This window comes from Nocardia sichangensis (assembly GCF_047200615.1).
Lineage (GTDB): Bacteria > Actinomycetota > Actinomycetes > Mycobacteriales > Mycobacteriaceae > Nocardia > Nocardia sichangensis.
The window spans coordinates 23,288-35,731 of the sequence record NZ_JBJZOK010000013.1 but is presented as its reverse complement, the minus strand read 5'-3'; the positions used below and the strand labels follow the sequence as shown (position 1 = coordinate 35,731).

Here is a 12,444-nt window from a genome sequence, read left to right as displayed (position 1 = left end):
GGCTGACGCGGGGCTGCTACGTCAGCGGACCAGCCCCGCACGCGACAGGAAGGTCTGCGCGCCCGTTCGACCGGCGAAGTTGCTTGTCTCCAACCGGAAGCCGGTCCGGGTGTCCGCGTACCAGACGGTTGCCGACGGGCCGATCGCCGCGTAGACGGGACCGTCGACCAGCGCCGTCCCGCCTGCGCCGCGCCATCGAGAGATGCTGTCGGCCAGACGATCCTGCGGTAGGAGTTCGGCGTAGAAGGTCAGGTCCCGGCCGCCCGCGATATTGCCGAACAACATCGGGTCGGTGGCGGCGATGACGCACTTCTCCCGCTGCCCGCCGGAATCCAGCGGTTGACAGGTCGCCGCCGTGCGCAGCAGATCCGGCATGGCCCGGACCGGCGCGCTCCCCTGCGCAAGCGACGGCAGCGACGGCGAACAGGAGCGTAGACCCCAGACGACGGCCACGACCATCAGCAACCCGAGCACCCCGGCCGCCCGCCACTGCCAGCGCGGATATGCCTTGTCGACAAACCTTTTCGCCTCGCCGCCGACCTTCTCGGCGACTTCGGCGGCCTGGGCGGGCAGCTTCTCCGCAGCGGATCGCACCGCGTCCACGGCCGCGCGCAGCGGCGCTCCGCAATGCGCACAGCGGGAATCGGCGCCGGTGTTGCGGTGGCCGCAGTACTGGCAGGCGAGTTCGGGCAGCGCAGACACCTCAGTGCCCCGTGATGACGATGGACGCGATGGCAGTGGTGTTGATCGATGCGTCGCCCTTGGACTCCAGCACGGTCAGCACGATCTTCGAGGCGCTCACCGCCGGCTCCATCTTGGTCACCACCAACGTCCGCTGATCGAGGGTCGGCTGCGTGTAGACGGTCTTGTTGCCGTCGTCGAACTGGTACGAAACCCGGCTGACGGTCCGATACTTCGCCCACTGGTCGGTGCCGTCCGCACTGATGTGATCCCAGCCGGGCACGATGCCGATCGAGTCGATCTGATAGGTCTTGCCCAGATCGATGGTGATGACCTGACCATCGACCTTGTACGCGCGCACGCAGGACCAGGCCTTGCCCGTCTGCCCGCCGAAAGCGTCCATCCCGGAGGTACTCCCGGGCGGGCACTTCGACTCCGCGGACTTCGGCTGGATGATCGAGCTCGACGGCGGCGCGGGCGAGGCCGAGGACGCGGCAGAGGTCGGCGGCGGCGTGACCACCAGAAGCTGGCTCTGCGCCGTGTTCTTCTCCCCGCCACCGGTGGTGATCAGCAACAGCAACAGCAGCACGGCGACCACCGCGGCGACGATCAACGCGACTTTGGGCTTGCGCAGCTGGACCAGCGCATCCTTGGCGATCTGCTGGGCGGGCGGGAGCCGGTTGGCCGTGGCGGTGGACGTGCGTTCCGGCTCCGGCTCCGGCTCGGACGGCGCGTTCGTTCGGGCGGCGACCGAGGAGTAGTCGTTGGCGAGATCCATCGCCGGGGTCGAATCCTGCGCCTGCCCGTTCAGCAGTGCGAGAATTCGTTCGCTCGCCTTCGGCCCATCGCCGGTGCGACGCCGCGGCGCGACGTCACGCGGCTCCGAGTCGAGATCGGGCAATCCCAGCGACGCGACGCTGTTCTCCGCACCGCCCAGCTCCGCCCCGCCGTCGAAGTCGACGCCGGACGACGCGGCAGAGGACCCGAGCGAAGGATCGGCGAGCAGCGTGTCGAGGACCGCACCTCGATGACGGAGAAAAACGTCTCCCGGGTCCTCGGCGGGCATGGTCCGGATCGTAACCGGACGGAGCCGCCCGCCGAGCCGACGCTATTCCCGGTGGAGAGAACAGCCGACCGTCCGGGTCAGCGCTTCTTCTCCTCGGTCACGAAGTACTCCGGCGGCACGTCGAAGACCCGAGCCAGCGCGATCACCAAATCCAGGCGCGGGATCGCGTCACCGTGGATCAGCCGGTACAGGCCGGACTGCGACACCGGCACGTCCGGGTAGGCCAGTTCCAGGTGCTGCGCCAGCGAGTAGAGCGTCAGCGACCGCGTCGATCCGTCCTCGGTCGATACGACGGATTCCGCGATCAGCTCCGATAACCGGCTGGAGAAGATCGCCGCAGCTGCCTGTCTCGGGGTCAGAGCGTCCCCGGCGTCCTGATGAGGGAGTTCGCCACCATCGGAATGGGTGTCCGCTACCACGGTGATAGACATTAACCGACCGCTCCCATCAGCTCACGCGACGGCCACCGGGTTGCGGAGGTGCAACCACGGGTCCGGATGCCCCCGCGGGATGCGCGGGCGGGCCGTCGACAGTATCGAAATATCGGGTTTCGCCTCTCGGCTCGATGAGGTCAACCCGCACCGTGCGCATCGGAATGCTCACGTCCACCGCGGTCGCGCTGACCTGGTTGATCGCGAGATCGACCGCACGCCTGCGCGGACCGCCGGGCTCGCTGATGGTGACCGTCGTGTGCGCGTTGGACGCACGCGGCGGCAGATGGTCGAAGACCGCGATGGTGGCCGGGATCTCCGCCTCCGCATTCGCTGCGCCGGTGTGCTCGTCGCCAGGGTCGGCCAAGCGCATGGAGCGCGGGTCGCCGACCGCGGTCACGAGCTGGCGCCAGCTGTCCGGCCGCGCCGAATGGATCTCCACGTCCGCGCCGACCACCATCGCCCGCAGGATGATCTGCTGAGCGACGGGCAGCTTGGCGTGAACGTCGATGGTGCGCCTGCGCGGGTTGAACCGGGCCGGGTCGAACAGCGGCAACGCCAGGGTGTGGCGCGGCTGGCCGCTGATCGCGCCGAGGATCTGGCCGTTCGGACCGATCGCGATGGCCAGCTCGGCAGCGAGATCCTCGGGCGCGATGTCAGCGCCGGACTCGAAGCCGCGCAAGGCGCGGATGGAGCCGCCGGTCGGCAACGACGCCAGCAGGGCCTTCGACTGGTCGCCGCCCAATAGCCGCAGGTAGTCCGGCGGTTCGGTGGTGACAGCCGGGCCGATGAACCGGACCAGGGCGCGTGGCCCATCGGTGTCGGAGGTCAGGCTCACCACCAGGGTGGTGCGGCCGCGGTTCCAGGTCCAGCAGTCGTCCAGGCCCACCCCGCCCAATCGGGACCAGTCGATCAGGAAGCTGGTCACGCACCGGCCGGGGACCGACGTCTGCAGATTGCTCCAGGTCTCCCGAAGGTCGGACAGTTCGATTCCGGCGTGCAGCAGGCGCGTCGCGTCCCGCAGGGCGGCGGCGGGCAACGGTTGCGCGGCGATGCCACGCTCGCGCAGCCGCCCCGCGATCCGATGCGTGGCGCTGGCCAGCGCTTTGGGGGCGACCACCGAGCACGGCCCGCGCTTGCTCAGCGCCGCCAGATTGCGTTCCTGATCGAGCCGGACCACCAGCCAGGTCAGCCGGTCGCCCACCACCGGGTGGGAGCCGATCAGCTGGTCGTAGAGCATGCTGTAGCTGCCGGTGGAGCGGACCCGCTGACCGGTCGTGACGATGTCGATGTCGACCGCGATGCCGAACTGGTCCAGCATCGGTAGCAGCAGGTCCACCGGGATGGTGTCCTCGGTGTAGAGGGTTCGCTCGGCGATCACAGTGGGCAGATCGAGGTTGGGCGCGAGCTGGATCATCGCGATCAGCGTGTCGCCCGCCTCGTTCACACCGCACACGCCCGCGGCCACCTGTACGTCCTGGATCTTCGCCGACTGTGTGCGTTCGCGCGCCCGCGCGGTCCGGCCGGTGCGGTAGGCCGCCCAGTCCAGCAGCCAGCGCATCGCGGTCCGCCCGTTCACCCGGACGGTCACCGTCGTGACCAGGACCGTGACCACCACCGCGCTTACCCACCACGGCGTCTTGGCCGACAGCCCGACCAACAGGGGGCTGCCCACGACGACGAAGGCGGCGAACGGACCACGCTCGACGCCGGCGACCCGTACGCTCGGAAAACTCACCGGCGCCTCCGCATCGCGGAACTCAGGTGGCTTCCCGCCAACCCGAGCAGCACGGCAGCGAGGATGACGACGGTCGCGGTGACGGCGGGACGCAGATCCTTGGCCCGCGGCGGAGGAGGAATCGGCAGTTCCGAGGACCGGAACAGGCCCGCGGGTTGCTGGGGCGGTGTGCGGTAGCTGAGGGCGGCCAGCGGGTCGATCATCCCAGCGCCCACCATGTTGTCGATGCCGCGCGCCGGAGCGTGCGCGCTGGCTTGCAGGCGGGAGGCGATCTCTCGCGGAGTCTCGTTGGGGAACCGCGAGCGCAACAGCGCGGCCACACCGCCCACATAAGCCGCGGCGAACGACGCGCCGCCGACCGGCACCAGCTTGTCCGGTTCGCCGACGCCATTGATCAGGCCGCCGCCGCTCGGGCCGAGCGACTCGATGCCGGTGCCGGGTGCGGCGACCGAAACCCACGGTCCGGTGAGGGAATCCGGCATGGGCGCGCCGGTCGCGGTGGTGAATCCCACCGTGAGCACGTCGGCGCCGAACCACCCCGGTGTGGAGATCGTCTTCACGTCGCGCCAGTTGCGAGGGTCGGCGGGGCGCGTCGAATCGATGTCAGGGTTCTGCGCGCAATTGGCGCCACCCCCGGCGTTGCCCGCGCCGGTCACGATGAGCGCTCCGCGCACATGAACGGCATAGCCGATGGCAGCCGAGAGCATGGACTGATCCGCCTGCGCGTCCACCGGCATGCAGATCGGCAGCGACACGATGATCACACCGGCGCCTTGGTTAGCGGCGCGAGTGATCGCCCTGGCCAGGGTCCGGATCTCGACGGCGATCCGCTGGCTCGGATCGGAGCTCGGGCGCTCGGGGCTGAACGCGCCGGAACGGGTGCGGATGGAGATGATCCGCGCGTCCGGCGCCACACCGGAGAATCCGTCCGTGGGATCCGCTGTGGCGCCGACGATTCCGGCGACCAGCGTGCCGTGCGCGTCGCAGTCGGACAGTCCGTCGCCGCCGGCGGCGAGGTAGTCGCCACCACCGACCAGGTTGGGCAGACGCGGGTGAGGCTGCACCCCCGTATCGATGACGGCGACAGTCACTCCGGCGCCCCGGCTCAGCGCCTTGGCGCGGCGCAGATCCAGCGCGAGTTCCGCCGGTGGGGTGCGACTGAGGTCGCTGTCGGGCAGCACGCCCGAGGCAAGGCAGCCCTTCTGCTGCTTCATCGGCTCCTCGGGGCCCGGCGGGTCGTCCGCGGGCGGCGAGCCGACCACGACCTGCGGCGGCTCCAGCGCGACAGCGGGGGCGGCGGTGATCGCCAGCATCACCCCGGCGAGAACCGCGACCGCGGCACTGCCGACCTTCATCAGATTCCTCGCATAGCGGTGTAAACGCCCATGATCCAGAAGGCGATCACCGGAACCACCAGGATCAGGGCGTATTCCACCAAGTCGATGACACGGCGGGTGACCGGGGACAGCCGCTTGCCCGGCAACCGCAGCGCGGCGACACACGCCGCGCACGCCGCCAACGCCACCACGAGTCCGACCACGAGACGCGCGATCGGGGTCTCGTAGGCGCCCACCTCGACGAAGCCGATCCCGCACACGGTGACGACGGACCCGGCGATCAGCGCGATCGCCTGGACCCGGTCGGGGTGCCAGCGCGCGCGCATCGCGAGCAGGCCGCCGATCGCGGCCCCCATGACGATCTCGCGGATGCCACCGGGGCTGACCGCGGCCGAGATCACCGAAGAGAGGGCCAGCACCGTGGAGATCGCGGCGATCAGGCCGCGCAGGCTGGTCACCGCGAGCCGCGCGCGGCCCTCGATACCGGCCTCCTCCGCGGTGCGCTGCCGTTCGCCGACCGCGGTGTGCTCGTCCCCTTCGCGCACCGTCTCCGCGTCGAAGATGTCGGTCAGCGTCGTCGGCGAGACCTCGTTGCCCGGGTCGGGCAGATCCGGCGGCCGGATGCGCGCGATGACCACGGCCAAACGCGGCGCCATGGTCAGCAGCACGATTCCGACGAACACCACTCCACCCGCGACCTGCCCGACGGACAGCTCCACATAGGTCAGCGGCAAGGCGGCGACGGTCAACGCGATGCCGAGCACCGTGACCGCCATCAGGGTCGCGATACCCATCCTGCTCAACCGCATCATGGTGGCGGCGGCCACCGCGGCGACCACCGCTCCAGCGGCCAGATTGGCCGCGGCGAGCGGGCCCGGCTGACCGTAGGCGGGCGGGACCAGCATGGCACCTCCGGCGAACAGCAGCGGCGTCGCCGCCAGCGTCAAGCCGAGGGTGATCATCGCCGGAGTGTTGCGCCTGCGCGACAGCGCGGCGCCCGCCCAGCACAGCCCGCCGAGCAACAGGGCGGGCAGGCCGCACCACAAGGTCGAACCGGTCATGGTCCACGACCAGGCCAGCATGGCGGCCACCGCCGAGGCCCCGATCCCGAGCACGGCCAGACCGACGATCGCGGCGGTGTTCGTGTCGAACTCGGCGAACTCGCGCTCGTTGATCAGAGCGAGGGCGTCGGTGATGTCCTCCACCACCGGCGTGAACACCTCCGCCGACTCGACCACCGACAGCATCAGCACCGTGCCGTCGGTGACGTCGTGGTCGGCGAGGCTGCGCCAGCGCGGAATCGGCGGCTCGCCCGGGCGGGCCAAGCTCCACTGCCCCTGGGGCGGCGTGAAATCGACGTTCTCGTCGTCGATCGCCGAGGCCAGCACGACCAGCAGGTCGTCGATGAACGTCTCGATGGTGAACTTGGTCGGCACCACCACATCGACCTGATACGTGGAGATCATCACGGCGATCCGAGCCCGTGCGACCTCCGCCGACGGCTGCGTCCCGGCAGGCGCGGGCGCGACGGCAGTACTCATCGCCACCCTCCGCGGTCACCGGAGTTGTCGGCGCCGCTGGAGAGGTATCCAGGGAATCCATCGGCCAGCCAGGCGGCCAGCTCCTCGAACGCGAGCACGGTCTCCTTTTCCAACAACCGCAGGTCGATCTCGCCGCCTTCGGCCAGGTGCGCATCGTAGGGCAGCACGCAGGTGGGGCGCTGCGCGGTTTCGAACAGCTTCTCGATCGCGTCCACGTCGACGGTCGGCTTCAGCGGCTGGTGGTGCACGATGCCGACGATCGACTTCGCGATCAGGTGTTGCAGGCCATGGGAGCTCAGCCAGTTCAAGGTGGCCACCGCGCCCGTGACGCCGCCGACGGTGGCCGGGGTGACGACCACGACGGCGTCGCTGGTCTGCAGCACCGTCGACGTCACCGAATCCAGTACGCCGGTCCCGCAGTCGACCACCAGCAGATTGAAGTGCTTGCGCAGGACTTCCACGGCGGTGCTGTACTCCCGGCCGGACAACGCCTCGGTGGCCTCCGTGCTCCACGGCGAGGCGATCACCGCGAGGTCGGAGGAGTTGATCGAGGTGAACGACTGCACCGCGGAGAACGCGTCGAGATTCTGCGACTGCGCCAGATCGCGCAGGGTCAAGCCGTACGGGTGCCTGCAGGTACGGGTCGAGAGGTCGCCGAAGTCCGGGTTCGCGTCGATCGCGACCACCCGGTCCGGGCGCAGGCCCGCGAAAGTCGAGCCGAGCGTCGCCGCGGTGGTGGTGCGGCCGACGCCGCCCTTCACGCTGATCACCGCGATCTGATAAGTCGTGGTCAGCTGGGTCCGGATTCGCGCTTTGCGGTCCTCGGCACGCTGTTCAGCGGGCGAGAGCCCGAGGTTGAAACCGACTTTGTTGAGCGCACCCCGCATTCCGGAGGAGGAGCGCAGCTGCGCGCGTTTCGCGGCGGAGATGTCGGCGAGCAGTTCGATCGAACTGAGCGCGGCGGGCAGCACCTCGATCCGCGGCGTCGGCTCATAGGCGGTGCGGTCGACGCGCTCGGGGACCCAGGGGGTCGCCGAGCCGGACGACCACTCCTCATTCGCGGATGCGGCGTCGGTGCGCGCGATCGCTTGAGACTGCGTGGCGGACTGCTGCTCGGCTCGGTACTGCTCGGCGGACCGCTGCTGTGCCGAATACTGTTGCGCTGCTCTCGGCGCTGCCGCAGGCGGCGCCGAGTAATCCGGCGAAGGCGTACCCGCCTGCGGCGGAGCGGAATTGAACTGAGGTGGTGGCGTACTCGTCTGCGCGGGCGGGACATTCGTCTGGGGCGGCGGCGTGCTTGCCTGCGCATTCATTTGCGGAGGCAGCGTGCTCGCGCCAGTCGGCGGCGTCACCATTGCCTGGGTCGAGCGTGGATCGGGTTCCCCGGCGGGCGGCCGTGGCTCACGCGGCGGGCCGATCACGGGGTCAGCGGGCGTGGGGTTGTCGGCGTCCTGCCGGGCCTCGGGGGCGGGGCCCGGTGCGACAGCCGCGTCGGTCAGCTCGTTCGTCGGTGCGAAGTACGCGTCGTAACCGCCGCGAGCGCGCGCGGACTCGGCCTCATGACCGTTTCTGCTCGGTGCTCGGTTCATTTCCGTCGTCCTCTCGACAAACACGGTCCGACGTTCAGCTCGTTCTGCTGGTGTCGAACCAACTTCGACCGGGCAGCAGGTCGATCAACGCCCCGATACCCGACCGTAGGGCCGCGTCATCGCCCGGCGCATATCTTGCCCACTTCCGTCCGTCCATCGCGACGCTCGGAGTCACGATGAATCGCCCCGACAGCGTATCCACCACGTTCACGCTGGATACGGACTGCGCGGAGCTGCCGTCGTGGTGCTCGATGATCACCACTTCGGCCCGTCGGACCACCTCGTCCAGCACCCGGCTCAGCACCGCGGCGGCATGCGGTTCCGCCCCGAGTTCTACCAGGGCGCGCCGCCGTTCGTCCTGTTCATCGGGAATCTCGCCGAATTGCTCCACCGTCGCGGCGACCGGCTCGAACTGCAACACCGGCGCCGGACCGAGAGCGGCGAGAACGGCCGCCGGCAAGGTGTCGAGCTGGTCGTCCTGCTGGAACACCGACTGGATGACGACATGGTCGTCGGAGCGCACCGCGAGTACATGGGTCTCGCCCGCGCGCACCAGTGACATCCGCACCATTCCTTTCGGCTGGCCATCCAAGCCGGTGTCCAGGATCCGTACCGCCATTTCCACGTCCGGCCGGTACAGGCACCGCAGCCAATGCTCGACGACCGGGTGCACGCGTCCGTCCTCGAGCACGCCCACTTCGGTGAGCTGCGCGGCGACTACGGCATGTACCCGATCCCGATCCTCGATGCGGTAGATGTTCGGCAGCAGCGCCAATACCGGCGGATAGGACTCGATGTCGACCAGATGCTGTAACAGCAGGGCCGCATCGACATTCAGGTCGATTGCGACCGGATCGTCTTCCACACCTTCCTCGAATGTATTGTGATCATCTCCTTCGACTGGATCGGCCTCGGCGCGCTTCACCGAGGACGTTCTGGGGAGGCGAGCACCGCTTCGTCTTCGTTGTCGTTTCGCTCGATGACGCCGACCGCCAGCACCGATTCGAGCATCGGCTCGTCTCGGCCGTCCCGGTCCTCGTACTCGATGACCCCGATGACAGGAGGTTGCTCGAGTACCGGAACATCCTGCGGTTCGCCAGGGACGAACACCTTCGACGACCTCTTCTCGTCGTCGCGGCGTCGTCGCATTCGCGCCTTGGGCGCAACCGCACCGCGCGGCGGGCCCTTCCTGGCCATCGGTCCGGACGCCGCTTGCTGCGGCATGGCGCCGAAGGCCCGCCCGGCTCCTGGATTCCAGTTGGTCGGCATCCGGAAACCGGTCGCGGCTCCTGGCATCGATCCGAGGCCGCCGCGGGCCATATTGAGCGCGACGAGACTCCCGGCCCCACCGCTCAATGCGGCCAACGTCGGCGAGTTCTGCGACGTGCCGTAGAGCCAGGAATCGTTCGTGGCTCCGTCTCCCATGCCGTTCATTCCCGAATCCCCGGACCAGCCATTGGCGTTCGGGTCCGGCGACAATTGCTCGGGATTCGTGGCCGGGTCCATCGGATCCGTCGGCTGGGTCGGATCCGCGGGCTGAGTGGGATCAGTTGGCTGGGTGGTGTCGGTGGGCTGTGTGGTGTCGGTGGGGTTCTGATCACCGCCCGATCCGGTGTTGTTGTCCGTTCCGGTCGGCCCATCGCCCGTAGACGTCGACGATAGGTCCGTCTTGGTGAAGTCGCTACCGGTGTAGTCGGTCGGGTTGTCGTAAGACACGTTTTGCGTCTGCGGGCCCGGCCCTGGCCCGCCCGTCACAATCGGGGGCGCCTCGAGCGGTGGCGGCAATGCGGCGAGCGTGGGCACCAGCGCGTTGGCATAAGCGCCCATGACGCCGAGGGCGGCCCCTCTGAGCGCGAGCAACTCGGCTTCGGCTTCGAGGAGGGCCGCCCCGCTCAACGGTCCGAAGCCGCCGCCGAGCGCGATACCCTCTTGGGCCCGGACCTGAGCGGCCTTGGCGGCGAGGACCCCCATGGCGGCCTTCGCCGCAGTGGAGATGTCAGCCGCTCGGTCCAGCAACTGGCCGGTTGCCTCGGCCACGGTCGCCTGCTCACGCAACCATGCCGCATGTTTGCGGAATGCCGCCTGTGCCTGGTCCGCGGTGAGCGCTTGGAACGTCGCACTCATCTGGAGCATCGAACTGTCGGTGTTGGCCGCGGCGGCATTCAATCGCGCGGCCATTGCCGTATAAACCTTGGCGGTCGCCCGCGTCGTGGCGACCCCATCGCCGGCGAGCACCGGGGCGATGATCCCCTCCGGCCCCAGCGCGCCGAGTACCACAGCAAGCATCTCGTCAGCTTTCGCTCGCGCTGTCCGCGCCTAGAACGCGGCTGCTCTGCTGAGCACCTGGCCATGGCCGACGATGTCGCCGGCAGCGAAGGCGGCGCCCACTTCCGGTAGAGCGCCCGCACCATCGGTGCCAAGGGCGATTCCGTTTGCCGTGGTGGGGAAGAACAGCCCCGCCTGCTTGGCGCACGCGACGGGGATGAGCGCGCTCACGTCATCGAGACCCGGCGGTGCCGGGACAGCGGCGGGAGCGGCCGCCCCCAGCATCAGCATCAGATCCTCCGCGCTGACGCCCAGTTGCGAAGCGATAACCGGGAGATGATCCCAATCGACAGCGAGATGCATGGAAGTCTCCTAACAACCAGTACCCACTCTTGGCGAGTAGTACATCGACATCGAGCGGTGCAATCAGAACGTTAAGCTATTCCCAGAGATGGGGATTCGGCACGGAGCTCGCATTCATCCCTGCCGGCCACCCCCTCGCCGCCCTCAGAAGACCCTTGAAACCCGAACGGACGCGTCACGTGACACGAGTCGTCCGCCCACCCCGCCGACCGGCATCCAGGACATGCGATCGCCCTCGACGATGTTCGTGAACGAATTCGTCGAGGGCGATTGCATTCGATTCCGACCGGCCGCGGCACCGGCACAACGCGAGCGCCGCGTCCGTGTTCGATCGGCCATCTCCGAACCGGAGATGGCGATCTCGGCTACTACATAGCCCCGCCGGTTCCGATCTGCGAGAACCGCATGGCCTGACCGGTGTCGACGACGCGGAACTCACCGTCGATGCCGGACACGACCTTTGTGGCCGCCTTGAGATCGGTCAGTGCCTGATTGTACTGTTCGATCAACTTCATGATGCGAACCTGCAGGGCGTAGTTCTCACTACCGGCGTCACCCTGAAAGTTCTCCGCGAGCAGCTTGGCGAGCGTGTCCCGCTCGCCCGCGTCGACGGTCATGTCGCTGAGCACCTTGTCGGTCCGGATGACCAGGCCCTCAACCGCATCGTAATCATTCTTCAAAGCCATTTTTCGAAACCTTTCCCGATTGCATTCTGGCGTTAACCGCGCATCAGAAATTCATGTTGTATTTGTTGACCTGCGCCGCGTTCTCTTGGTCTTTGCTATCGAAGTTCGCGCCGGCGGAATTCAGCACGTCGACGATCTCCATGAAGGTCTGATGCAGCTTGCCACCCTTGTCGAGAGCACCCTGCATGGCCGTCTGAATGGCGTTTCCGGTTGCACCCTGAACGGCGGGCGCATACTCCATCTTGATGCCCTCGAGAATACCCAAGTGGTTCCGGAAGGTGTCGGCGTGCGTGAAGAACTTCTTGGCGGCTGCGGTGATCTCGGTCGGGTCGCCGGTGTATCCGGTTGCCATATCTATTCCTATCCTGTAAGGCGTTTACCTTGCCTCGGACGGATTCGCCGAGGACGTTGACAGCGTGTGTGTCGGAAGCGTCGATGCGCGACTCAGGCCATCGACTGCCTCGGTCACACCGATTACCGGGGCTTTCTCCAGTACCGGCACCTCCTGGGTTTCTCCGGGAACGACTGCCGCCGCCGGATCTCGGATACCCGTCGTATCGGTGACGTCCCGAGGCGGGGCGATAGCACCGTGCGGGCCGCGGCCTCCCGGCAGAACGGCGGCGCCCTCACCGACTTCCAGTGGCATCCAGAATGGGTCGGTCACGGCCTCCCGCATGCCCGGCGGGGCGATGCCGACATCCGGGAGTGCCATGATGAGACTCCAATCGAGCGTGACTACCAGCTCGG

Annotated in this window: 12 protein-coding genes; all 12 read right to left on the bottom strand. The window is 68.2% G+C overall.

Annotation, left to right across the window (positions count from 1 at the left end):
- Positions 1 to 21 precede the first annotated feature (21 nt).
- The 12 genes from ACL03I_RS19405 to ACL03I_RS19350 all read right to left on the bottom strand — a co-directional run bounded on the left by ACL03I_RS19405 (position 22) and on the right by ACL03I_RS19350 (position 12,049).
- Positions 22 to 702, bottom strand: a complete 681-nt coding sequence (locus ACL03I_RS19405) for a hypothetical protein (protein ID WP_412806620.1) — start codon at positions 700 to 702, stop codon at positions 22 to 24.
- A 1-nt stretch (position 703) separates the two neighbouring features.
- Complete coding sequence (locus ACL03I_RS19400) at positions 704 to 1,747, bottom strand: discoidin domain-containing protein (RefSeq protein ID WP_412806619.1); 1,044 nt, start codon at positions 1,745 to 1,747, stop codon at positions 704 to 706.
- Positions 1,748 to 1,824: 77 nt separating this feature from the next.
- Positions 1,825 to 2,178: a helix-turn-helix domain-containing protein gene (locus ACL03I_RS19395; RefSeq protein ID WP_039804933.1), complete on the bottom strand. Its 354-nt coding sequence runs from the start codon at positions 2,176 to 2,178 to the stop codon at positions 1,825 to 1,827.
- A 16-nt stretch (positions 2,179 to 2,194) separates the two neighbouring features.
- On the bottom strand, positions 2,195 to 3,916 hold the full coding sequence (gene eccE, locus ACL03I_RS19390; protein WP_412806618.1) for a type VII secretion protein EccE: 1,722 nt from the start codon (positions 3,914 to 3,916) through the stop codon (positions 2,195 to 2,197).
- Complete coding sequence (mycP, locus tag ACL03I_RS19385) at positions 3,913 to 5,271, bottom strand: type VII secretion-associated serine protease mycosin (protein ID WP_355072201.1); 1,359 nt, start codon at positions 5,269 to 5,271, stop codon at positions 3,913 to 3,915. Before mycP ends, eccE begins: the two co-directional genes overlap by 4 nt.
- A complete protein-coding gene (gene eccD / locus ACL03I_RS19380; protein ID WP_412806617.1) occupies positions 5,271 to 6,794 on the bottom strand; it encodes a type VII secretion integral membrane protein EccD in 1,524 nt (507 codons plus the stop codon). Before eccD ends, mycP begins: the two co-directional genes overlap by 1 nt.
- Positions 6,791 to 8,383, bottom strand: coding sequence for an AAA family ATPase (locus ACL03I_RS19375; RefSeq protein WP_355072197.1), 1,593 nt, complete (start codon positions 8,381 to 8,383; stop codon positions 6,791 to 6,793). The genes eccD and ACL03I_RS19375 overlap by 4 nt, the downstream gene beginning before the upstream one ends.
- 34 nt (positions 8,384 to 8,417) lie before the next feature.
- A complete protein-coding gene (locus ACL03I_RS19370) occupies positions 8,418 to 9,248 on the bottom strand; it encodes an ESX secretion-associated protein EspG (RefSeq protein ID WP_355072195.1) in 831 nt (276 codons plus the stop codon).
- A gap of 56 nt (positions 9,249 to 9,304) precedes the next feature.
- On the bottom strand, positions 9,305 to 10,669 hold the full coding sequence (locus ACL03I_RS19365; protein ID WP_412806616.1) for a PPE domain-containing protein: 1,365 nt from the start codon (positions 10,667 to 10,669) through the stop codon (positions 9,305 to 9,307).
- Positions 10,670 to 10,699: 30 nt separating this feature from the next.
- The gene (locus ACL03I_RS19360) at positions 10,700 to 11,011 is read right to left on the bottom strand and encodes a hypothetical protein (protein ID WP_355072191.1); all 312 of its coding nucleotides are present in this window, start codon (positions 11,009 to 11,011) and stop codon (positions 10,700 to 10,702) included.
- A gap of 368 nt (positions 11,012 to 11,379) precedes the next feature.
- Positions 11,380 to 11,697, bottom strand: coding sequence for a hypothetical protein (locus ACL03I_RS19355; RefSeq protein WP_412806615.1), 318 nt, complete (start codon positions 11,695 to 11,697; stop codon positions 11,380 to 11,382).
- Positions 11,698 to 11,740: 43 nt separating this feature from the next.
- On the bottom strand, positions 11,741 to 12,049 hold the full coding sequence (locus ACL03I_RS19350; protein ID WP_355072187.1) for a WXG100 family type VII secretion target: 309 nt from the start codon (positions 12,047 to 12,049) through the stop codon (positions 11,741 to 11,743).
- Between the last annotated feature and the right edge of the window lie 395 nt (positions 12,050 to 12,444).